We start from the raw sequence: 24,697 nt of genomic DNA, 5'->3' as shown, positions 1-24,697 counted from the left end.
AGTAACCCAGGCAGGGAATTAGAAGATTGGAAAACATTTAAAACGGCATAGTGATATTGAATTCAAAAAATATACTATACAAACTACTTCTGGGTTACTTATAAAACTCTAAATTATCAATCATAATCGCACCAGTTTCATGACCTGGAACATCAAATACCAGAAATACTTCTTTTATATTTGAAAGGTTAATATTGTTACCAAATGCACTTAATGGGATTAGTGTACTGGTCATGGCACTTTTTGTAAGTTTAGAAATGGGTGTTTGTAAGGGGAGTATGGTACTACCGCTGTGTTTTATTGGATAGGGTATTATACCAAAATCACTGATCTTCACTTTTTTTGAGTATATGCCTTGTTTATCCTTGAGTCTAATGTAGAAATCCTGCTCTTTATCTGTGGTGTTATAAATGTTCTTATAAATTTGGGATGCTCTAATACTTAGAAATGAATATGACGACAAATTACGAGATGACGGGTATTTAAATTTCACAAACGAACTTCCTACATTTCTTTTGGTCCACGTTATCCTCATTGCCTTAGTATGATGAGGTGAGTAAGAATGAAGTTTCCAACTGTTTCCTACCTTCATTGTAATAATCCCACTAGAAGATTTAACGATATCTCCTCCAGCATAATTTTGGGTAGACGAATTGTTTTCGAAGTTGGCAAGTACACTTTTTTTGGCATCTGTATGTTGTTGATAAAACTCAGATACATCATTTTGGGGCATATTAGAAGGCCTTCTCTGGTATTTAAAAAATTGGTTGTATTCTGGGTGATTTTGAAGATATAATTTCAGATGTGCCAATATGTAGGCATTGATTACTTTATTTTGATTAACACCACTGTATTGATAATTAAGAGGTTGCTGAGCCCTATCGGTATACATAGTATGACGTCCATCTTTAAAAAAGATCATATCTTTTGCAGGAAATAGGTTGCTAAAAGTTGATCCTTCAGCAGAGCACTCATCATAAAATTTAAAACCGCTTTGCTCTCTTCCGTCAAAACTTTTTGCCCCATATCTATCCTCATCGTTTCCAGAGTATATGATCAGTAGCCCTTTTATGGTACTAATAAGGTTATGTTTAACATTCATATCATGTTGAAGTGCGGGAGCAAGCGATACTACAGATTTTACATTTTTACCTGTTGTGGTTTCCAGATCATCGGCAAATCTTACTACTGCTCCGCCTCCCATACTATGGCCTATAAGTGCTATCGAATTAATTAATTGTGGATATTGATTAAATAACCAGTTAATATGCTTTGTCATTTCTGTATTTACACTCAGATCATGTTTGCCAGAATCCCATTGTATACTAGCACTGGCAATACCGTGTTTGGCAAGATGTTTTTGTAAAATATCATATTCGTTGTATGCAAATCCATTTCCGTGCATGATTAATGCTAAAGGGTAATTAGAAAAGCCACCGACAGGCATGTAATATTTACCTTTATGCTCTTCTTGGTTTTGTGTAAAAAAAGAATAATTTTTAGCTTTATAGTTGTAAGGGCCATCAGATATAATCGGAGGAAGTGGAGCTTCAAAAACTAACTCTTTATTTTCGACTAAGGTTTCATTTTCTAATACCATATCCTCTTCGTAGCTACACGAATAGAATAAGAAAATAGCGAATACTACTATAGCTTTTGCTAAACTTGATTTGATTAGGTGTTTCATGTTGATTTTAAGATTGATTAGTTTTTTTAACCCCTAACCATGAGTTTATGACTAGGAGTTAATTGCTTATGGGGCATAAAAAACTTATTTTTTAGTGTCTATAATTAGAGCAATAGCAATCTCCATTATGAAGAGCTCCTGTGTCATGTCCATTACTTCTACAGTACTGGCAACACGATCCGCAATAGTTAGAAAAGACTCCTCCTGCAATTCCTTTTTGCTGTTTTTTCTCAATTTTTTTGACGTTTTCTAAGTTTAAAATGTTGTTTAACATGATGTGAAATATTAAGATTTTTTAAATAACTATACTGATTTATATCAGAGATTTAAGCGTTATGCTTTAATTCTGTATATCACCATTTTGGTAAATTTAGAGTAGTTAATTAAGAGTGGTAAGAAGCAATTGACAAGAGGTGTGTTTCAATTGATAGATGTATGTTTTCAATAGATGAGCATAGCTTTTTAATTGATCATCGAACAAATTGGTTGTTGTTAAAACATGAAGAACTCCCTAATCACGAATTCGTGATTAGGGAGAACTCTCTCCTTACTTAATTCAACATTTACTAACAAACATTATAGATGCTAAGGGGTTTTGTTGGGGTGAATTTTTATAAAAGACAGGTTTTGATATTTTATTAAAGTCCTAGCCCTCCTACTGAACTATTTTTGTATTTAGAGAAAATTACATATCCAACAAATCGTTTATTTTGCGCACCAGCAATTTGTACCTCCTTTTTTGAACTTGTAAAATATGTTTTAGAATAGTATTTATGTTTTCGTTTTGGAATATTAACCAATGAATAAAGTTTTTTTGGGCCTGTTTTGGGATAATTATAATAAGAGACGTATAAGGAATTAGTATACGAGCAATTACTTACAGAATATTGAACTTTTCTGCATTTGCCATTATAACCCGATTTGCCTAAACTGCTGGTAGTAACTATGGTATTGTAATTTATGTACGTTTGTTTATAATGATCATTTCCTGTAAAATTATTATTTACTTTTGGATCACCACAATGGTCTAACCAATCTTTTCTGGCATTATTTAAAAAAGATTTGGCAACAGATAGATTTACACTGTGTTTTTCTATTGTAGCTCTTTGCAATGCTTTTTCTTTGATTTTTTGATCTTCTTCTAATTTGATAAGATCTGTAGGTACGGCAATACTTTCGTCGGTTAAGGTTAAAAAACGATCTAACAGACTTAAATCATCTAACCCATCTAATTCGCCAAAGTTATCAGAGTCTCCAGAAGCTTCAAAGACAATACCGTCGGTTTCTGTTTTAAAAGTAATCGTAGTGTTACTAGGCAATTCTATAGTTACCAAAGTTTTAGGTGTTAGAACGGGTATTTCTATCGATTCTTCATTTTTATGGATAGTATCTTCTTCAGAACTACAAGAATAGCATAAGAAAAGAGTGAAAATTACAATGATCCTCACTAAATTAAATTTGATTTTGTTTTTCATGGTTTTAAGTTTTAAAATTAAGTTCAAACTTAAATACACCTGAAAACAATGATGGGTAGAAATTAATAACCATATGGTTTCAATTGATAGATATAGCTTATCAATTGATAAGACAACACATTAATCGAGATATGGATTCATTTTGGATATGTAAATGACAAGAATACGGTTTGTTGTATTATTATTGCAGATGACTCATAGAAACAAGAAACTTCTCTTTTTTGTTTTTTGAGATATTTATACTGTCGTTATTGTTCATTATAATATAACCTCCATCTGACTTCACAAATTTTTTCACTTCTTTTAAATTGATCAAAAAACTATTATGTATTCTCATAAATTGTTGTTCGATCAATAAGTTTTCATATTCTTTAAGATGTTTGCTTACTAATAGAGATATATTATCTTTAAGAATAAATGAAGTATAGGCACCATTAGCCTTGCAGTATATAATATCCTCTACATTAATAAACTCTACACTATCTGCTGTAGAGAGACATATTTTATTAAACTTTGGCTGTTGTAGATTATCTATTAAGGTTTCTAATTGTTTTTTATAAATCTCTTGATCTTTCTTTTTCTTTGCTTTTTCTATGGCATTTTTGAGTTCTTCGATACTTAAAGGTTTAAGTAAATAATCTAAAGATGAAAATTTTATGGCTTGTATAGCATATTGCTCGTAAGCAGTGGTAAAAATCACTTCAAAATTTATGGTGTCGATTTGGGTTAGTATATCAAAACCTATTCCTGATTGTAGTTCGATATCCAAAAAGACAACATCAGGGTTATAGTTTTTAATTTTATCGACAGCTTCTGTTACAGAATTTGCAGTGGTCAAAACAGTTGTTTCCAGGCAAAACTCTTCTATCAATTTTGTTAAGGTTTCTCTACTGTGTTTTTCATCATCTACAATTATTGCTGTTAAGCTCATAATTAGAAAATTTTATTCTGTTTGAATTTTGATAATCACCCTTGTTCCTATAGACATACCATGGTTATCTATTTTGTCTATAATTTCTATATTTTTTTCTTCAGATTTATGAAATCTTTGTAATCTTTTTTCAGTTAATTCTAAACCTCTGGATTTTGTGGTTTTTTTAAGAGACGAATTTATGTTTTTAGCTGCATTTCTTCCTATACCATTATCATCTATTTTACAGATAATTTGATTTTTTTCTTTTCTGAAACTAATATTCAACTTTTTGCTATCTCCTTTTTTATTCAATAAACCGTACAGGATTGCATTTTCGACAAATGGTTGAATGATCAACATAGGTACTTCTTCGGCATCTGCATCTAGAGTATCATCTACATGAATAGTGTACTCAAAAGAGGTGTCAAAACGTAAAGCTTCTAATTCTAGATATTGCCGTAGTAAGTTGATTTCATCAGATAATACGATATTTGTTTCTATAGAGTTTTCAAGAAGGGTTCGTGTTAAATGACTAAACTTAACCAGATATTTTAAAGCAGCTTCTTTTTTTTCGAGTACAATTAAATGTTGAATTGACCCTAAAGAATTAAAAATAAAATGAGGGTTTATCTGAGCTCTTAGCGCTTTACAATTGTTAATAAATGATTCTTTTTCGAAGAGGAGTTTTTCTTTATGCTCCTGATGTATTTTATAGGCTAAGCCTAATGCAAAAATTATGATTTCGAGAGTTGCTCCAACCATCATATAATCGCATGCCTTGGTAAAAAAGAAACCCAGGGTGCCTATCATGAATAAGAATGATCCAGCAACTATAAAATAAGCTAAACGGTTTTTGGCAGTTAGAAGTAAATAAATCATCCCGCCAATACCAAAAAAAGTCATTATTAAACGTTGAATATTCATAGTATAAATAGCTCCTTCAAAATAGTTAAAATACAAAAAGAAACTGTCTGCAATTATGATAATACCAAGTGTGTAGATGATGTATTTTATGGTACGATTAAGTGCAGGATAGTCCTTTTTTGTGACTAAATAAAGCGAAACAAAATAAACATAACATAAATTAATTAATACTTGTATGATCTGAAAAAACCAGTAAATGATGATGTTATAGTTATCAAAAATGATGTTGTTTGCTATAAGTAAAGGACCACTTAGATAAATAGATAACGATAAAATATATAAAGAGTAAAATAAGAATTCAAAATTTCTTGAAGTAATAAAGAACGCAAGAGTAAGAATAAACATAACCAGACAGACTCCTGTAAAAATGTATTTGCGTACTGGAGTTTTAATATTTTTTTGGAGGTAATAATTTTGTGATGAATGGTTTATGGTTTGTGAAGCATAATGAAATTTCCAATTAGTAACGCGATCCGAAAATCTTAAACGTCTTATTTTTAAATATATAAATTGATTTTTGATAAGTGAGCTGTATTTAAGAGGTATTCTATTAATATTGGATATAGAATTCATTTTTTCTGAACCATCAAATAAACCAAATTTCTTTTCTACCAGTGTATTGTTCTCAAGACAAAACATAGATGCGTGTGCATAATTACTGGATTTTAGAAACCAAAGACTATCAGTTTTTAATTCTTTATTGAGGTCGATTTTTATCCAGTAAATATCTTTAGGCCTGGTTTTTTTGGTAAAATATTTAGACGATCGAAAAAGAGTGTCAGATTTTATAATATCATGTATCGATATGGTACCATTGGTAGTTTTATATACTTCAAAAGGAATTTGAGTTGTATTTCTATCTTGGTTGTTTTGAGCATTAAGACTACAATAATATACACTTGATAAAATAAGAACAGAAATTACATATAGTAAATTTTTTGACATGCGTCCTTTTGCTATTTTTCGTTGAGAATGAGTTTATAATATAACGTTTATAGAAGACAAGACCCCAGTCCTTCATATGGATCTTGTCTGAAATATTTTCCGTTTTTAGATTAGTACTTATTCTGTAATGGTAAAATAGAATGTTACCTCCTATGTTGATTTGTTATTCTTTAAGTCATGCGCTGATCTGTTTTTTGATCATTGAATATATTTTTTAAGAAAAGAAGAAATTAAAAAATAAATCAATTGATTTTGAAATGCTCTAATAGAACAACCCCTACTCATCAAGAAATTGGGTAAGGGTTGCTTATCATTTATTATATAGTCAATTTTTTCTTTAAATACTCATGTTTGACTACTACATGTTGAAGTTAATCTGTTAGATTATAAAATGACTGTACTTCTAGATAGTTCTCAAAATTAATACCGCTGGCATCATTGCCTTCTATCAACACAAACCGAAGTCTAAGATTAGATTGAGTAAAAGTAGCACGTAATGTGGCTTTTCCAACCTCAATCTTATCGATCTCTAGGATGATTTGCTGGCCTAGACTAAGTGGTAAAGTTTCCCAATAGGTATTACCCGTGACCGTAACATAGGCATAAACAATACCGGTGTCAAATATTTCCTGTGTTAATTCGGGAATGTCAAAAACATTATCTCCGTTAGATATCGTTTGGTTTTCGAATAAAACAGAGACTACATTAGCGTTCCCATCTTGTCCATTTGTTCCATCAGCTCCTGCTGGTCCCTGTGGTCCTATTTGACCATCGACCCCATCTTCTGTAGAGCAAGAACCTAAAAATAAGATTAGTACCAAAATACCATACTTAAATTTTTTCATTATTGTTTCCATACTTTTCATGTTATTAATTATTAATTGTGTGAATATTCAATTGTTTATTTGCGAAGTGTTTTAATAATAGATCCCACAATTACAACTACATGCTACAAAGATGCAACGAGCTTAAAAAGTTATCAAGAGGCTAAAACCTTAATTTATATAGGGTAAAACCATATGTCTATAAGGGGTTATTTCCCGAATTTGTATTGTTTTAAACTCATGTTTAAAAAACACTATCAATTCTGTAGTCTATTTCATTTTGAAGAATAGAACAAAAAAATGAGTTGTAATTGAATCTAATATCTATCTAGCTAGGTTCTGCTTTGAGGATTGATTTTTCTATTAGATTGATCTTTTCCTTTATAATTATAAAAATTAAAGAAAAAGCTATTAGTAAGTATGCTAAAAATTTTATCGTTGTTTTCATGATATGTGATTTTTTATCATTTACAACCTTAGATCAATAACTTTAAATTTTTGTTACCCTTGGGTAGTAATTTTTACTATAAATTTTTAGTTTCTACCATTCTCATGTGGGTATAATTGGTATACGGGATCACTTTGCCAAAATTCCTTGGTATTAATATCCATTATAGTAAGTGGTCCTTTAAATGCAGCTCCTGTATCCATATTCCATACACAAATAGCTTGTGTTGGGGTGGTTTGATTGATTCGTGTAACGGGAGTATGGCCAATATAAACCTCATCAAAAAGCAATAGTCGTTTAGGGTATTTTAGATCTGTTTTTTTTAGATTGGGATCCGTTGCCAATGCAGTTTCCCATAAAGTCCTGTCCCAATAAAATGATTCACTAAAATATTCTCGATGAGGTCCGCGAAGATTAGTGAACCCAGCATGAAGAAACAAACGATTATGAGTATCTATGTGATAATTATTGAGGGTTTCATAAAAATGGAGATGAGTATTAATTTCTTTTGGTGATAATTTTGCATAGGAATCTATAGTCGCTTGACCACCATGTTGTATCCATTCAGAATTGTGGGTATGTTGTGTGAGCCAGGTATAACAAAGATCATCATGATTTCCTTTAATAAAAATGCAATTATGTGATGTTTTGAGGGTAATCAGGAACGAAACTAATTCGGCACTATGACTCCATCCATCTACATAATCTCCCAAAAATATAAGAGTGTCATCTTTAGTTACTTTTGCTCTTTCAAGTATTTGTTCTAATGCGATTAGCGCACCGTGAATATCTCCAATTACTAAAATTCTTCCCATAGTTGATTAACCGTTGATCTTTTTTGTCCCATTAACTATATCTAACTTTTCTCAAAATTCGAATACTTTCTTTACAGAGAGAATATATAGTATCGTTATAGAGTTTTAAATATGGTTTTGCTTCTTCTAATTTTTCTTTTGCTTCACTAAGATCATTAAAATAACATATCAAATAAGTAGCAGGAAGATTTATAATATCTTTTTCTTCGTTTTTTGATAGAGGAATTTTGTTTTTTAATTTCTCGATTAATGCATTGTTACTATTATATAAATGATATAATGTTTTAAGGTCAAATTTTGGTGGATCAAAAAGAAGTTTACTTTCGATATCATAACTGGCATTATCCTTAAAGGTGATCACCACTTCTTCTAAAGGATAATAACTAAAAGTATCCTTTAAACCTAACTGTACATATTCTATAATCTTAAATTGGTCATCGGTTAAGGATATACTTACTTCATCTAATTCTGAGTAAAATAACTTTACATGCTCATTGATTAATTCAATATCTACTCGGGAGTAATATATTTCTCCATTTTGCCGTTTTTCTTTGGCTGCCCAGCAAACCACAAAATATTCTTTAAAAACCTTATATGTAGGATTGTAATCGATTCTAGAATTCATAAAATCAAACACTCCATCCAAAGTAAGTTCAATATTATTCTGGGCATGACTTTCGATAGCGTCTACAATTTCTGAATTGACATCTTTGATTTCGATATCAAAAACTTTAGGCATACTCATGCTACCATCCCTAAAAAAGACACTACCTCCATAATATTTCCAGATATTTTTACGAAGAGAGCAGAGTTGTCCCCCTTGAGGTCGGATTGTTACTAAACCTACTACTTTATCCGATGATAGATGAGGAAAAGGAATATTTTCATAAGACACGATAGGAGGGTTGTCTAAATATGCATTCACCAGATTTTGGATTTTACTATCGTCAAAAAAATCAACCCCTATAATTTGATTGTCTTCATCCTCAACTCCTATTACAATATATGAATTGTTTTTGGGGTTAGAATTGGCCAAGGCACAAATATGCTTTAAGAATTTGGCTTTTCCTTCTTTCTCTCCAATATTAAGTTTACGCTTCTTATCATAAAAACTATTTTCGTCATTATGTGCCAGTAAGTTCTTAATAAGGAGGCGTTTGTTAATCATTCCGTTTACAAATAGCAATTGAAACTTTTCCCAATATAAACTTAGCCATTTTTATTGGGTCAACAATGCGATAAGAATAAAGAAATTATAAACTTTTATTAACTATTGTACTGTCTGCTTGTGCAGTTGGGAATACAATAAGATCTGCAATATTAACATGATATGGTCGTGTAACCACAAAAGCTATAATATCTGCAATATCTCCTGGAGTTAATGGGTCAAAACCTTTATACACAGTATCTGCCTTTTGATCATCGCCTTTAAACCTAACATTGCTAAACTCGGTTTCTACTAGTCCCGGATGAATAGCACCTACTCTAATACCGTATGAGTTAAGATCCATACGCATTCCCTTATTGATTGCATCTACAGCGTGTTTACTTGCACAATAGATGTTTCCGTTTGGATAGACTTCTTTTCCTGCAATTGAGCCAATATTGATAATATGACCAGATTGTCGTGTAATCATTTTTGGTATAACTGCTTTAGAGACATACAGTAATCCTTTAACATTAATATCTATCATAGCATCCCAATCATCAAGATTTCCGGTTTGAATAGGGTCAAGTCCATGGGCATTTCCTGCATTATTGATAAGAATATCAATTGTACTAAATCCCGAAGGAAGATTATCAATAGAAGAAAAAACCTTGTCTTTATCTCTAACATCAAAACAAAGTGTGTGTACTTGCACTTTTTTACTTAGTTCATCTTGTAGTGTATCTAATCGATCTTGTCTTCTCCCACAAAGAATAAGGTTTATATTATGTTTTGCTAATTCTATAGCGGTAGATTTTCCAATTCCACTAGTGGCCCCTGTGATTAATGCTGTCTTCATAAGTAAGTTTAGTATGTAAAAAATGCAACACCTTTACATCAGATCCGTCTTTTGATAAGATCATCGTAAAAACGATGAAAATCTTTATGTCCAATTTTTTGTAAAAGTGGTTTAAATATACTGTAAAATTTGTGCCTAAAACAGGTTTTGCAGTGCACATTTAACCAAGAATTAACAAGAGCATGAAAATTAATTCGACAATTTGCAATGTTGGATTATGAGTGTTAAATTCACGCCTTAAAAAAAATAAAATAGATGGAAGAGAATAATGCTATTGATATTGCTTCAATCAATCAGAAAATAGAGAAAGAATCTGCATTTGTAGATTTACTAACTCTAGAAATAAACAAAGTAATTGTAGGTCAAAAACATATGGTCGAACGATTGCTCATCGGGTTATTGGGTCAAGGTCATATTTTGCTGGAAGGAGTTCCTGGTTTGGCAAAAACATTAGCGATTAATACGTTGTCTAAAGCTGTTCATGGTAGTTTTAGCCGTATTCAATTTACACCAGATTTATTACCAGCCGATGTAGTGGGAACTCTTATTTTTAATATGAAAGAGAATGATTTTTCGATTAAAAAAGGCCCAATTTTTGCCAATTTTGTTTTAGCAGATGAGATTAACCGTGCTCCGGCAAAAGTGCAAAGTGCATTACTAGAAGCAATGCAGGAGAAACAAGTAACTATTGGTGATGAGACTTTTATATTGGATAAGCCATTTTTGGTAATGGCAACGCAGAACCCGGTTGAGCAAGAAGGAACATATCCTTTACCAGAAGCTCAAGTTGACCGTTTTATGCTTAAAACAGTAATTGATTATCCAAAATTAGACGAAGAACAACTTATTGTTCGTGCTAATCTCAAAGGATCCTTTGAGCAGGTAAATCCTGTTGTTTCGGTAGAGCAGATTATTAATGCTCAGAAAGCGGTTAGAGAAGTATATATGGATGAAAAAATCGAAAAGTATATCCTTGATATCATTTTTGCAACACGTTATCCAGAAAAATATGGTTTAGAAGAACTTAAACCTTTAATCAATTTTGGAGCATCGCCTCGTGGAAGTATCAATTTGGCTACTGCAGCAAAATGTTATGCCTTTATTAAACGAAGAGGATATGTGATTCCAGAAGATGTTCGAGCAGTAATTCTTGATGTGCTTCGCCATCGTATAGGGATTACCTATGAGGCCGAAGCAGAGAATGTAACTTCAGAGGATATCATCAATAAGATTGTAAACGAAATTGAAGTACCATAGTAGTTTATTGTTTTGAAGTTGTTTGGTTTCAAGTTTAAAACATTGAAGCCTGAAAGATTCACAAAGTGAATAAACCTGAAGCAAAATTATGGATACTAAAGAGTTACTGAAAAAAGTTCGAAAAATTGAAATCAAGACACGTCGCTTAAGCGACCACATCTTTGGAGGAGAGTATCACTCTACTTTTAAAGGACGTGGTATGACGTTTAGCGAAGTGAGACAATATCAATTTGGTGATGATGTGCGTAATATAGATTGGAATGTAACAGCTCGGTATAATGAACCTTATATAAAAGTATTTGAAGAAGAGCGAGAACTTACTATGATGCTGATGGTAGATGTTTCGGGATCACAACTTTTTGGTACTCAAGAACAATTTAAAAAAGGGATCATTACTGAAATTGCAGCAACTTTAGCATTTTCGGCAACCCAAAATAATGACAAGATCGGATTGATTTTATTTACCGATGGAATAGAGTTATATATTCCGCCAAAAAAAGGAAGATCCCATGTGCTAAGAATTATACGAGAATTATTAGAGTTCGAGCCTAAAAGTAAGAAAACTAATATTACAGAAGCATTGAAGTTTTTATCCAATGTAATGAAAAAGAAAGCTATAGTTTTTATACTTTCTGATTTTATTGCAGATGATTATCAACATACATTAAAAATTGTAGGAGGAAAACACGATGTTACCGGGATAAGAGTTTATGATAGAAGAGAAGAAGAAATTCCTAATCTGGGAATGGTGCAAATGGAAGATGAGGAGACAGGAGAACTTTTACTGGTGAATACTGGTTCTAAAAAAACACGAACCAATTACAGTGCATATTATCATGAAAGAGTAGATTACTTTAAAGATAGTTTTACTCGAAGTGGAGCAGGCTCTTTAAGTAGTAGAATTGATGAGAGCTATGTGAAGAAATTATTAGGCTATTTTAAAAGAAGAGGATAAGGAAGATTTAAGAATGACGAATTACAAATTACGATTTGAAAAAAGAACTATACAACCAGGAGCTCTTAAGCTTTTTATCTGGATGATATTCTTTGCCTTTAGTGGATTTGGCGCTTTTGCACAGGTTTCAGGAACAATCGACTCGACTACAATAGAAATAGGCAATGAGATTCGATATAAAATGCAAGTCGAAGCAGATTCGACCCAAATTGTTGTTTTCCCAGAAGGACAAACGTTTACTCCCTTAGAAGTAATCGAATCACAAAAAATAGATACCTCTAGAAACGGAAAACGTTTTAACCTTATCAAAGAATATGCATTAACACAGTTTGATTCTGGTCATTATACGATACCAAGACAAAAAATAATGATCGGCGACAAGATCTTTTTTACAGATTCTCTTAAAGTTGAGGTTAGAGATATTTTGGTAGATACTACCAAACAAAAGATGTATGAGATCAAACCTCTGGTTGATGTAGATGCAAAATTTGCTTTTAACTGGAAGAAATGGTTCTTATGGATTGGTATTTCACTACTTATATTAGGATTGATCGCTTTTTTTATATTCAGAAGAAAAAAACGTAAAGCAAATAAAGAAGATGAGCTGCCTCCTTATGAAAGAGCAATACTAGCACTTCAGAAAATTGACGAATCTCATTTATTAGAAAAAGATTCGCATAAAGAATACTATTCGCAGTTAAGTGATACCGCTCGTAAATATATCGATGAAGAAGTGTATGATCATGCTATGGAAAGTACCACCGATGAGTTAATTACACGACTTGATGAAGAGATTAGATCAGGAAATCTTAATTTGGATAAGACCACTATTGAAGAACTTAAGAATGTATTGAAAACTGCAGATATGGCCAAGTTTGCCAAATCTAAACCAGATATCATAACAGCAAAATCAGATCGTAATGTTATCGAGCAGGTGATTCATAAGACAAAAAGCGCGATTCCAGAACCGACAGAAGAAGAACTGCTGGCAGATGAAGAATATAGAAAAACAGTAGCCGAGAAAAAACGCAGAAAGAAAATTATTTTAGGAAGTCTTGGAGCTGTGGCGGTAGTTGCTATTACATTACTCGTTTTTATTTTTGTTAAAGGGTATGATGTTGTAAAAGACACACTACTTGGTCATCCTACAAAAGAGCTCGCAGAAACCGAATGGATTACAAGCGCATATGGTTCTCCTCCTGTTACAGTTGCTACTCCCAGAGTATTGATTCGTAATGCATATCAAATGACAGAAGAACAAAAGCAAACTCTTAAAGGGAATGAAACTTTTGTATATGGAAGTCTGGCAGGAAATTTCTATGTAGTTGTAACCACAATACAATATAAACAGCCTACCGAAATAGAATTAAATAAAGTGGTAGAAGGTGTCGTAGGAAAATTTGAATCTATAGGAGCAAAGAATATTTCTGTAAAAGATGAAGAATATGAAACTTTGGGCGGAGCAAAAGGAATTAAAGTGTTTGGGAATTTAGAAATAGTGAATCCTGTAACCAAAAAGAAACAAAAAAATAGCTACCTAATGTTGAATTTTGCTGAAAATGGCGGGTTTCAACAAATCACTTTGGTATATGATATTGAAGATCGTTATGCGAAAGATGTTGCCGAGCGTATTATTAATTCTGTAGAACTTAAAAATACCAAATAACGATGTTTGAAAATTTTACATTTGAGAATCCACAGTTTTTTTGGTTGTTTTTACTACTTCCATTAGCAATAGGGTGGTATATATGGAAACGAAATAAGCAACAAGCAGCTTTAAAAATATCTAGCGTTAAAGGATTTAAAATTTCTGGGAGCTGGCTCACCAAATTAAAACCGTTGTTGTTTATTATACGTCTAATAGCATTATCTTTAATTATTACTGCATTAGCAAGACCTAGAACGGTAGATGTATCTACCAAAACTAAGACTACCAAAGGTATCGATATTGTAATGTCGATAGATGTATCTGCCAGTATGTTGGCAAAAGATCTTAAACCTAATAGATTAGAAGCATTAAAAGAAGTAGCTGCAGAATTTATTAAAGATCGACCCAATGATCGTATTGGTTTGGTCGTATATGCAGGAGAGAGTTTTACCAAAACTCCAATTACAAGTGATAAATCAATTGTGCTGGGTAGTTTAAAAGATGTGAAATATGATAACGTTTTAGAGAATGGTACGGCTATAGGAATGGGATTGGCAACGTCTGTAAATCGACTTAAAGACAGTAAAGCTAAGAGTAAAGTGATTATTTTACTTACAGATGGTTCTAATAATGCTGGTTTTATAGACCCTAAGATTGCTTCAGAATTAGCGGTAGAATATGGTATTAAAACCTATACAATTGGTATTGGCACAAACGGAATGGCTTTGGCTCCTGTTGCTATATTACCAAATGGATCTTTTCAATACGGTAGAGTACAGGTAGAAATCGATGAAGATTTATTAAAAGAAATAGCTAAGGTTACCGGAGGTAAATATTTTAGAGCAACAAACAATAAAAAATTACAACAGATTTATCAAGAAATTGATAAATTAGAAAGAACAGATATCGAAGAATTTAAATTCTATAATTACGAAGAAAAATTTAGATCACTGGTGCTGCTGGCAGGATTATTAATTTTTATAGAATTTTTGTTTAGATATACAATATTTAGAAGTTTTATTTAAAAAAAATAGAAATCTCGCAGGTATAAAAAACTAATGAGATTTAATGAATAAGGTAGAAAATGTACGTATTAGAAGAGAAAATATATTTCTGGTTATTATTGGGTGTTCCAGTACTAATTCTGCTGTTTTTAGGAGTGTTAGTTTGGCAAAAGACGGCTCAGAAGAAGTTTGCAGATGCAGCACTTCTTAAAAAATTGAGCCCTAATCGATCTATCTTTAAATCAATATTAAAGATTATAGTAATTAGTTTAGCTCTGGCTTGCTTGGTGATAGCACTGGTTAACCCTAAGGTAGGGACAAAACTTGAAACCGTAAAACGAGAAGGAGTAGATGTCGTTTTTGCAATAGATGTTTCTAAAAGTATGCTGGCAGAAGATATTGCACCTAATAGATTAGAAAAGTCAAAGCAATTAGTTACCCAAATTATCAATAACCTGGCGAGTGATCGCATTGGGATCATTGCATATGCAGGTAGTGCTTTTCCTCAATTACCAATTACTACAGACTATGCTTCGGGAAAGATGTTCCTGCAATCTATGAATACAGAAATGCTATCCTCTCAGGGAACTGCAATTTATGAAGCTATAGAATTGGCAAAAACATACTATAATGATGAAGAGCAAACCAATAGAGTTTTATTTATTGTAAGTGATGGAGAAGATCATGAAGGTAATGTAAAGGTCATTGCAGAAGAAGCTGCCAAAGAAGGAATTAAGATCTTTACTATCGGTGTAGGACTAGAAAAAGGAGCACCTATACCTATAAAACGAAACGGAATTATACAAAGTTATAAGAAAAATAGTCAGGGAGGTACTGTTATTACCAAATTAAACCCGACAACTTTACAGGAAATTGCTAATCAAGCAAATGGCACATACATTGATGGTAGAAATACAAGCGAAGTTGTAGAAGAAGTAACCACGGTACTGCAAAATATGGATAAGAAAGAATTCGAAGCCAAGCAGTTTGCAGATTTTAAAGATCAGTTTCAGTGGTTTCTGTTTGCCGGATTATTATTATTATTTTTAGATATTTTCTTATTAGAAAGAAAAACATCTTGGGTAAAAAAATTAAACCTGTTTAACGAACAATAGTGAAGTATGAAAAAGATTTTATGTATTATATTATGTTTTCAGATGGGGATTATATGTGCTCAGGAAGAGAATCGTGATGAAGTTATTAATGAAGCAAATCAGTTTATAGCTACAGGTAATAAGGTTCTGGTTAAAGACGGTAATTTTCCTAAAGCAGAAGGAGAATACAGAAAAGCGATTGCCAAAAACCCTGTAAATCCTACAGCAAAATATAATTTAGCTAATGCGTATTATAATTCTGAAAAATATGACGAAGCTACGCATCGTTATACAGAAGCAGCTAAGGTAGCTTCGGCTAAATCAGAAAAACATAAGGCATTTCATAATCAGGGAAATACCTATATGGAACAAAAAAAATATAAAGAAGCTGTTGAAGCTTATAAAAATGCACTTAGAAATAATCCTAAAGATGATGAAACCCGTTATAACCTGGCATTAGCAAAAAAAATGCTAGAGCAACAACAGGAGCAGAACGATCAGAATAAGGACAAAGATAAAGACAAAGATCAGAAGGAGGATAATAAGGATAAGAAAGAAGGAGACGATAAAGAAGATAAAAAGGGAGATGACGGAGATAAGGAAAAAGAAAAGGGAGAAGATCAAAAGGATAAAGAAGGAGATAAAGGAGAGGATAAAAAAGATGAAGGAGATAAAGAAAAAGATGACAAGGGCGAGCCTAAAGATGAGAAAAAGGATAAAGGAAAAGATCAAAAAGATCAGGAAGGCAAACCTAAAGACCAGCAACAGCAACAGGTTCAAGGTAAATTATCACCAGAACAAGTTAAAAGTTTACTCGAAGCTATGAACAATCAGGAAAAGAAAGTTCAGGATAAGATTAACGCCAAAAAAGCTCAAGGGTCAAAAGTTAAAACAGATAAAGACTGGTAATTTGATAAAAGACTTGTTAGGTTTTAAAAATCTAACGATCTAAATAGCATAAAAAATGAAACTAAAACTAATTTTTCTAACCTTATTTCTGACCACAATGCAGTTTGCATTGGGGCAAGTGAGGTTTGAGGCTAAAGTAAGCAAGAAAAAGTTAGGTGTAAATGAAAGATTACGAGTAGATTTTGAAATGAATAAAGATGGGGACAATTTTACACCTCCTTCCTTTTCGGGATTTACAGTTATAGGTGGACCTAATCAATCTATTAGTAATTCATGGGTTAATGGAAAACGATCATACGCCAAAACATTCAGTTATTTTCTTGAACCTACACGTAGAGGACAATTTACTATAAAACAAGCAACTATAGAGATTGATGGGCAGACGTATAAAACATTACCGATAAGAGTTGAAGTTACAGGCGCAGTAGATAAACCAAAAGATGGCAATGATACAGATTTTGTTGCCAGTGAAAACCTTCATCTTATAGCAGAAGTTTCTAAATCAGATCCCTATTTAAATGAGGCAATTACAGTTGTTTATAAACTATATGTTAGTCCGCGAATTAGTGTAAGCAACTGGCGAGAGCTAGACAGCCCAAAATACAGCGATTTTTGGAGTCAGGCAATCGATATGAAACAACTCAAAATTGAAAATGGGGAATATAAAGGAGAACCATATCGTTATGTAGTGCTTCGTAAAACAGTACTATATCCGCAAAAAACAGGTAAATTAAATATAGAGCCTCTCACTTTAACCGTTTCTGTAGATGTTCCCACAAAAAGAAGAGACATTTTTGGTGGTAGATTATACACAACGGTTAATAAGACTGTAGCTGCAGGTAATAGAATAATAGAGGCAAAACCTTTACCAATACAAGGAAAACCAGATGATTTTTCGGGCGCAGTGGGAGATTTTGATTTCAAAGTAACTACTAATAAAGCAGAGCTAGATGCTACAGAATCTTTAGATGCTAAGGTTTTGGTTACTGGTAATGGTAATTTAAAACTATTTGATTTACCAAAGCTTAATGTGCCTAATGGTTTAGAACAATATGAACCGCAGCATAATGAAAGAGTACGAACAAATCTTACGGGTATGGGAGGTAATATATCTGACACCTACACCTTAGTGCCACAATATAAAGGTAAATATCCAATACCATCAATTTCGTTTTCTTATTTTGATTTAAAAACAGAAACATATAAAAGAATTACATCAGATGAGATTGTAGTTAATGTGAAAAATGGCCCTGATGGGGGAGATACAGTCGTTACATCAGAATCTGGAGGGACAAATAAAAAATTAGTAACTCAAGTGGGAAATCAGTTTAGATTTTTAAAACTAAATGCAGGTCTTCAACCTATTAAAAAAGAGTACTTTTTTAAATCTACTGTGTACTGGTTGTCATTAACGGCACCTTTATTAGCGATTCCTCTATTCCTTTTCTTTGGTAAAAAAAGACAAGAACGACTAAGCGATGTAAGTGGTAACCGAGTTCGGAAAGCAGATAAATTGGCTCGTAAATATCTTTCTGAGGCTAAAAAGAATCTAGGAAACCAAAAAGAGTTCTATATAGCTATGGAACGAGCATTACATAATTATTTAAAAGCAAAACTACATATCCAAACAAGTGATATGAGTAAAGAACGTATCCAGCGATTACTAAAGGAACGTGATGTTGAAGATGCGATATCTATAGAATTTATTGCATTGTTAGAGAGCTGTGAGTTTGCAAGATATACTCCATCTTCTACTTCGGCAATGCAACAGGATTATGATAAAGCCTCTAGAGTAATTGCATCAATAGATAAACAACTATAAATGTATGAAAAGAATAGTTGAAGCACTTATTTTTTTAAGTATAACATTAGGTTTCTCTCAGGATAAAGAAGCATTTCAGAGAGGAAATTCGCTATATAATCAAGAAAATTACCAGGAAGCTATAGATGCGTATAAATCGATTTTGGATGCTGGTCAGGAATCAGCTTCGCTATACTATAATCTTGGCAATGCAAACTATAAATTAAGTAACATTGGACCTAGTATTTTTTATTATGAAAAAGCATTAGCATTATCACCTAATGATGAAGATATTAAAAACAATCTGGCTTTTGCACAGAAGGCTACAATAGACGCAATAGATGTAATCCCAGATGGTTTTATTTCGAGAACGTTTAAGAAGTTTACTAATATGCTGGCTTTTGATAGTTGGGCATGGTTTTCGGTGATCTGTATCATTATATTTGTTCTCCTGTTTATTCTGTATTATACAGCACATAGTTCTTTAAAAAAGAGAATATTCTTTGTGGGGTCGTGGGCGATACTAATTTTTGGATTATTTGGTGTATTCTTTGCTTTCTCACAATATAATTATATTAAAAATAACCAGTTTGCAATCATTTTTGCTCAGGAAACAACCATAAAAAGTGAACCAAACCTTAGAAGTGAAGAAGTTTTTGAACTTCATGAAGGAACTAAAGTGCTGGTGACAGAAACAGTAAATGATTGGAAAAAAATTAAACTTGCTGATGGTAAAATTGGCTGGATTCCTAAAACCGATTTAAGAGAGTTGTGATTGGTTAATAAAATTTGCAATACATTAACAACATTTGGAAGCAATACTGTTATTTTTGCTTTTTAAAATTGCTTTATAGTGATGATTAAACTTCAAATAACCAGATTATTGATAGTATTCGGATTTTTTCTGAATCTAGCCGATTATGGTATTGAGTTAATGCATTTATATGAAGGAAGTAAAAGTGAAATTGTATTTAATATTGAAGATACCGAAGAAAACTCTGATCCGGTAGAAAAAGAAAATTCTGAAAAAGAAGATTTTAAAGAGAACGATAAAATTTCTCAATACTTTATGGATGAGGTAACTTCTGTATCGAATCTGAGTATTAAACGTTACCCAGAATTTTATATTCAGAATTCTCCTGTATTTTTAGAATATACTACTCCACCACCTGAAATCGTATAAACAAGTAAACGATTAAGATACCTTTTAACCATTCTGAATAGGTATTATATATAGTAGGTGAAATAATAAACAAATTGGATATATAGTTTTTCAAAACCTAAAGACACATAGGTTATTGAATTCCTTTTAATGGATAGCCGCTAAATTCTATCTCTAATAGATACTGTGATAATGCAGATTTTTAAAAAAAAAATATGAAAACACAAACTAAAGAAACACAATCAGAAATGACACCGCAAATGTCATTAACATATCTAGAAGAAGGCAACCAACGCTTTTTGAAAAGCTTAAGAGCAGATAGAAATTTATTAGATCAAGTTAAGGATACTAAAGGAGGTCAATATCCTTTTGCAGCAGTTCTTAGTTGTATAGATTCAAGAGTTCCTGTAGAGATTGTTTTTGATCAAGGTATAGGTGATCTTTTTAGTGCACGAGTAGCAGGTAACTTTGTAAATGAAGATATTTTGGGAAGTATAGAGTATGCTTGTAAAGTAGCAGGATCTAAACTAGTGGTAGTTTTGGGTCATACAAGTTGCGGAGCAGTAAAAGGAGCTTGTGATGATGTCAAATTGGGTAATATTACAGGTTTATTAAGTAAAATCAAACCTGCTGTAGAAGCTGTGAAAGAACCAAAAGAGGAATCCCTTAGAAACTCTGGAAATATCGAATTTGTAAATAATGTTTCTAAACAAAATGTGATGTTAACCATAGAGAATATGAGAAATGGGAGTGAGGTTTTGAAAGAATTAGAGGCCAGTGGAGATATTCAGATCATAGGAGCTATGTACCATGTTGATTCTGGAAAGATTGAGTTTTACGGATAAGATAGAATTAATTTTTATCGATTAATAAAAGAAATATGAAGTTTAAAGATTTATTTAGTAATGTAAAAGGAGATGCATTCGGAGGATTAACGGCAGGTATTGTAGCACTTCCTCTGGCATTAGCATTTGGAGTATCTTCGGGATTAGGCCCAAGTGCGGGATTGTATGGAGCAATTTTTATTAGTTTTTTTGCAGCACTATTCGGAGGGACAAATACTCAGATTTCTGGCCCTACAGCACCAATGACAGCTGTAAGTATGCTGGTAATTGCAGGAATAATAGGTGCTAATGATGGAGATGTAGAAAAGGCTTTACCGGCTATTTTAACAGTATTCTTGCTTTCTGGTTTAATGCAGATTGGTTTGGGAGTTATAGGAATAGGAAAATATATCAGATATATTCCTTATCCCGTTGTATCCGGATTTATGACAGCAATTGGTGTGATGATTCTAATCACCCAGTTTTTACCGGCGCTGGGATATTATCCAAAAGAAGATACCGAATTTGTAAATACATTTAAACCTGAAGCAGAAGAAGTTATTTTGGATAAGATCTTGAAAGAAGAAGCAGGAGAGGGGATTTTGGTACTAGAGGATTTTAAGGAAACTATAAAAAGAGCAGAAACCATTTCTAATGAAGAAATAAATCTTGAAGCCGTTACTCTGGCAGGAAATGACGCTTCGGGTGTAATAGGAGCGATTAAAAGTTTACCAAATGCATTATCTAATATCAACTATTTAGAACTTATACTGTGTTTAATAACCATAATCATTATTTATGGTTTTAAAAGAATCACAACTGCCATCCCTAGTACATTAGTTGCTTTGGCTCTGGTCTCTGGAGTAGCCTATGGTTTTGGTTTAAACTATAGACCAATTGAAGAAATACCAAGCGGTTTTCCGGTACCGAATTTATCCATGTTTTCAAGCTTTAGTTTAGGCACAATAACCCCTTATATTTTTACGGCATTATCTTTGGCATTTTTAGGAGCTATTGATTCGCTGTTAACATCGGTTGTGGCAGATAATATGACCAAGACCAAACATAAACCTAATAAAGAATTAGTTGGGCAAGGGATAGGAAATAGTATTGCTGCAATATTTGGAGGTATTCCGGGAGCAGGAGCTACGATCAGAACCGTAGTTAATATTAATGCTGGTGGTAAAACTAGATTATCAGGAATGATTGCCGGAATTATGCTATTAATTATACTGTTAGCTCTAGGGCCTGTGGCTTCTCAGATTCCTGCAGCTGTTTTAGCAGGGATTTTAATTACCGTAGGTATAGGAGTAATGGATTATAAAGGATTAAAAGCGATACCTCATATACCTAAGATAGAAGTTGCAATCATGATTATTGTTTTGGTTTTATCTGTATTTTGGAATCTGGTATTTGCTGTTGGTATAGGTTTAGTAATTGCATCTCTGATTTTTATGAAGAAGATGGGAGATGTTACCGCAAGTGAATCCAAAGTAGAATCATTAGATGGATTAGAACGTAATAATAATGGAGAAAAACTCTGGAAAGATGAAATTAATTTTCCAAAAGAGCTTAAAGAAGAGATATTTATCAAACATCTTAATGGTCCAGTATTTTTCGGATTTACAAGCGAATTACAACAGCTAGCCAACCAAATACCCGAATCTGCCACTCATGTTATTTTGAGAATGGATAGAGTACCTTATATGGACCAGTCGGGATTATATACACTAGAAGAGATTATTTTGGGTCTTGAACAAAAAGGCGTTCATACGCATATAGTGGGTATCCAAAAACAACCTTTGTATCTGGCAAAGAATATTGATATTATTCCGGATTTAATACCAGAAAACTGTGTGTTTGAAGACTTTGATTCCTGTATCGCCTATTTGGGAGGTATTGTAGAAGATACTGTAAGCTCGTAATAATACATAAACAACAAAATCTGCTCTGTAAATTTAGAATATTTTGCAGAGCAGTAAATATCTATCGTTCACTAGGGTTTTCAATTTCATTACTATTTGCAGGATCTTTAATGAACGGGAAGATAAATTGTCTAATAAAACCTTTAGGGAATTTCACATCACCAAGTCCAGTGCTTTCTGGCCATGTTTTCCCCATTGGATAATATGTCCCAAAGATCATATCAATAAATGGGAAATGAATAGCAAAGTTCTTGTCATAGGCCTTGGGGTCATCAGAGTGATGCCAATGATGGTATTGAGGCGTTACAAAGACATAACGTAAAAAGCCAAAGTTAATTCGTGTATTTGAATGAGCGAGTACGGCTTGAATCGAAACAATTACAATATAGGTAGTGAAAACAGATATACTGAATCCAAAGACATAAATTGGTAAAAATGAAATGGCACGAACAACAATTAAATCAAGAAAATGAGTTCTAGAACCAGCTAACCAATCAATATCTTTTGTAGAATGATGTACTGCATGGAAACGCCATAGGAAGGGAAGTTTGTGAAAAAAATAATGTCCTGTCCATTGAAATAGATCAGAGACAAGCAATGCAAGGAATAATTGAGGTAAAAACCAAATTCCTTGAGTCCATTCGTGGAGCCCACTTAAACCAATGCCAGAGAAAGCAATAACAGAAGGTAGTTGTACAAGAACCCCAGTTACCTGAATAAGCAAATGACCAATAATAAAATAGACTAAATCTGTTTTCCATTCTTCATGAAATTTTGTCTGTTCAAGCCTTTTAGGTAAGAATAGTTCGATGGGAATAAAGATAAAAGCAGAGATAAGAATGTCTAATAGAAGCCAGTCCAATCCAATTGTAATCGACTTAGAATCAATTTCTTGATATTCTGGTATACCAGTACCTAGTAAAATTGTTGTGGCAATGATTAAAACAGCAAAGAAACCAAGTTTTGTTTTTTTGCTCAAAATAAAGCTTGTTAATGCAAATACAAACGATAACGCTAGAATTCCTAAAAGAGCCCATCTAACATAATTTGGTTTGTATAGAGCTCTAAAATCACTAGTGGTTAGGTATTCTGGAAAATAAGCACATATTGTTGTTCCAAAGCATACAATAGCCAAAAAAATAGATAGGTAGCCACTAATTTTCCCTTCTCCTATTGTAAGTCGTTTATTTCTAGTCATTTTTGTTCTGTTATATTTTTTAAATTTGGATATCCTTTTTAGAATCTTCTTCTTTTAGAATACTAGGCAATATCATTGGTGCTAACTTCCGAACAGGAGTATATAACACAGAAGAGTTAAGTGTTTCTTCCTTAAGAATAGTAATATTTCTATTTATAGCATCGACAAAAATAATAATGACACTGGCAATAAACGCCATTTTCAGCACTCCAAAAACACCACCTAAGATTTTATTTAAAATGCCTAGCGCAGCGTAATCCGCTATTTTGGTAAGAATTTTACCTGCCAAAGAAACAAGGATAACCACGACAATAAAAGTTACTGCAAAAGCTACCAATTTCATAGCTCCTTCTTCCCAATTTACATATTGTTCTAAATATCCTCCTGCAATATGAGAAAAATGAACAGCAATGTATATACCAACGATAAGAGCAACAAGAGAGGCTAGTGAGGAAAATAATCCCTTACTAAATCCTTTTATTAGCCCCCATAACAAAAGAATTCCTAAAATAATATCGATGTAATTCATTAATGAATAGTTATTGAATCTCAAATATAATTCTTTCTGTGTATAAGTACACTTTGTCATTTTAATTTTTATTATATATATTTAGCATATTATATATATAATATATAAAATGAGAAAAATAATAGATATTGATGATAAAATAATCCCTAAGCTTAAGTTAATAGCGGCAATAGAGGGTTCTAGCGTAAAAAAGACTATGGAAAAAGCTATTGTATGGTATATCAAACAAAAGCAAAAAGAACAGATGGCTGTAATGTCTTTAGAGCAAAAAGAGGATTTGGGATTATTACTTTTAATGCAACAAGCTAATGCCCAATCTACAGTAAGTGAAGAAGAATTATTTAAACCCTAGTA

Annotated in this window: 23 protein-coding genes; 12 read left to right on the top strand and 11 right to left on the bottom strand. The window is 32.5% G+C overall.

What is annotated here, in order from left to right; all coding sequences use genetic code 11:
• Positions 1–94: 94 nt before the first annotated feature.
• From Z054_RS0108950 to Z054_RS0108910, 9 genes are all read right to left on the bottom strand, one after another.
• On the bottom strand, positions 95–1,687 hold the full coding sequence (locus tag Z054_RS0108950) for an alpha/beta hydrolase (RefSeq protein WP_152538509.1): 1,593 nt from the start codon (positions 1,685–1,687) through the stop codon (positions 95–97).
• 84 nt (positions 1,688–1,771) lie between these two features.
• Entirely contained in the window at positions 1,772–1,921 is a 150-nt protein-coding gene (locus tag Z054_RS31660; RefSeq protein WP_161635265.1) for a hypothetical protein, read from the bottom strand.
• Between the two features lie 404 nt (positions 1,922–2,325).
• On the bottom strand, positions 2,326–3,162 hold the full coding sequence (locus Z054_RS0108940; RefSeq protein WP_024769734.1) for a hypothetical protein: 837 nt from the start codon (positions 3,160–3,162) through the stop codon (positions 2,326–2,328).
• A 181-nt stretch (positions 3,163–3,343) separates the two neighbouring features.
• Complete coding sequence (locus tag Z054_RS0108935) at positions 3,344–4,093, bottom strand: LytR/AlgR family response regulator transcription factor (protein WP_024769733.1); 750 nt, start codon at positions 4,091–4,093, stop codon at positions 3,344–3,346.
• Between the two features lie 12 nt (positions 4,094–4,105).
• Positions 4,106–5,944 carry a sensor histidine kinase gene (locus tag Z054_RS30040; protein WP_024769732.1) on the bottom strand — a complete coding sequence of 613 codons (1,839 nt, stop codon included), beginning with the start codon at positions 5,942–5,944 and terminating at the stop codon, positions 4,106–4,108.
• Positions 5,945–6,315: 371 nt separating this feature from the next.
• Complete coding sequence (locus Z054_RS0108925) at positions 6,316–6,801, bottom strand: hypothetical protein (RefSeq protein WP_152538508.1); 486 nt, start codon at positions 6,799–6,801, stop codon at positions 6,316–6,318.
• Positions 6,802–7,302: 501 nt separating this feature from the next.
• Positions 7,303–8,031, bottom strand: a complete 729-nt coding sequence (locus tag Z054_RS0108920) for a metallophosphoesterase (protein ID WP_024769730.1) — start codon at positions 8,029–8,031, stop codon at positions 7,303–7,305.
• Positions 8,032–8,062: 31 nt separating this feature from the next.
• Positions 8,063–9,199: an ATP-binding protein gene (locus Z054_RS0108915; protein WP_024769729.1), complete on the bottom strand. Its 1,137-nt coding sequence runs from the start codon at positions 9,197–9,199 to the stop codon at positions 8,063–8,065.
• Positions 9,200–9,284: 85 nt separating this feature from the next.
• A complete protein-coding gene (locus Z054_RS0108910) occupies positions 9,285–10,037 on the bottom strand; it encodes an SDR family NAD(P)-dependent oxidoreductase (RefSeq protein ID WP_024769728.1) in 753 nt (250 codons plus the stop codon).
• Between the two features lie 255 nt (positions 10,038–10,292).
• On the opposite strand from Z054_RS0108910, the gene Z054_RS0108905 reads away from it, so the two are divergent.
• From Z054_RS0108905 to Z054_RS0108855, 11 genes are all read left to right on the top strand, one after another.
• Positions 10,293–11,294, top strand: a complete 1,002-nt coding sequence (locus Z054_RS0108905) for an AAA family ATPase (RefSeq protein ID WP_024769727.1) — start codon at positions 10,293–10,295, stop codon at positions 11,292–11,294.
• 88 nt (positions 11,295–11,382) lie between these two features.
• Positions 11,383–12,249, top strand: coding sequence for a DUF58 domain-containing protein (locus Z054_RS0108900; protein ID WP_024769726.1), 867 nt, complete (start codon positions 11,383–11,385; stop codon positions 12,247–12,249).
• Positions 12,250–12,262: 13 nt separating this feature from the next.
• Complete coding sequence (locus Z054_RS0108895; protein WP_024769725.1) at positions 12,263–13,915, top strand: LPXTG cell wall anchor domain-containing protein; 1,653 nt, start codon at positions 12,263–12,265, stop codon at positions 13,913–13,915.
• 2 nt (positions 13,916–13,917) lie between these two features.
• A complete protein-coding gene (locus Z054_RS0108890; protein WP_024769724.1) occupies positions 13,918–14,922 on the top strand; it encodes a vWA domain-containing protein in 1,005 nt (334 codons plus the stop codon).
• 59 nt (positions 14,923–14,981) lie between these two features.
• Positions 14,982–16,016: a vWA domain-containing protein gene (locus tag Z054_RS0108885; RefSeq protein WP_024769723.1), complete on the top strand. Its 1,035-nt coding sequence runs from the start codon at positions 14,982–14,984 to the stop codon at positions 16,014–16,016.
• A 6-nt stretch (positions 16,017–16,022) separates the two neighbouring features.
• On the top strand, positions 16,023–16,904 hold the full coding sequence (locus Z054_RS0108880) for a tetratricopeptide repeat protein (RefSeq protein ID WP_024769722.1): 882 nt from the start codon (positions 16,023–16,025) through the stop codon (positions 16,902–16,904).
• 55 nt (positions 16,905–16,959) lie between these two features.
• Positions 16,960–18,726 (top strand): BatD family protein, encoded by a 1,767-nt coding sequence (locus Z054_RS0108875; RefSeq protein ID WP_024769721.1) that lies wholly within the window; start codon positions 16,960–16,962, stop codon positions 18,724–18,726.
• A 4-nt stretch (positions 18,727–18,730) separates the two neighbouring features.
• Positions 18,731–19,480: a tetratricopeptide repeat protein gene (locus Z054_RS0108870; RefSeq protein ID WP_024769720.1), complete on the top strand. Its 750-nt coding sequence runs from the start codon at positions 18,731–18,733 to the stop codon at positions 19,478–19,480.
• An 81-nt stretch (positions 19,481–19,561) separates the two neighbouring features.
• Complete coding sequence (locus Z054_RS0108865) at positions 19,562–19,888, top strand: hypothetical protein (protein WP_024769719.1); 327 nt, start codon at positions 19,562–19,564, stop codon at positions 19,886–19,888.
• Between the two features lie 194 nt (positions 19,889–20,082).
• Positions 20,083–20,712: a carbonic anhydrase family protein gene (locus Z054_RS0108860; protein ID WP_024769718.1), complete on the top strand. Its 630-nt coding sequence runs from the start codon at positions 20,083–20,085 to the stop codon at positions 20,710–20,712.
• A 35-nt stretch (positions 20,713–20,747) separates the two neighbouring features.
• Complete coding sequence (locus Z054_RS0108855) at positions 20,748–22,616, top strand: SulP family inorganic anion transporter (protein ID WP_024769717.1); 1,869 nt, start codon at positions 20,748–20,750, stop codon at positions 22,614–22,616.
• A gap of 61 nt (positions 22,617–22,677) precedes the next feature.
• On the opposite strand, the gene Z054_RS0108850 is transcribed toward Z054_RS0108855, so the two are convergent.
• Positions 22,678–23,814 (bottom strand): sterol desaturase family protein, encoded by a 1,137-nt coding sequence (locus tag Z054_RS0108850; RefSeq protein ID WP_035091149.1) that lies wholly within the window; start codon positions 23,812–23,814, stop codon positions 22,678–22,680.
• Between the two features lie 19 nt (positions 23,815–23,833).
• Complete coding sequence (locus Z054_RS0108845) at positions 23,834–24,343, bottom strand: CvpA family protein (RefSeq protein ID WP_024769715.1); 510 nt, start codon at positions 24,341–24,343, stop codon at positions 23,834–23,836.
• A 109-nt stretch (positions 24,344–24,452) separates the two neighbouring features.
• Between Z054_RS0108845 and Z054_RS0108840 the strand changes: the two genes are divergently transcribed.
• Positions 24,453–24,695, top strand: a complete 243-nt coding sequence (locus Z054_RS0108840) for a hypothetical protein (protein WP_024769714.1) — start codon at positions 24,453–24,455, stop codon at positions 24,693–24,695.
• Positions 24,696–24,697 lie beyond the last annotated feature (2 nt).

The organism is Aquimarina macrocephali JAMB N27, assembly GCF_000520995.1.
Lineage (GTDB): Bacteria > Bacteroidota > Bacteroidia > Flavobacteriales > Flavobacteriaceae > Aquimarina > Aquimarina macrocephali.
This window is presented reverse-complemented; position numbering and strand designations above follow the sequence as displayed.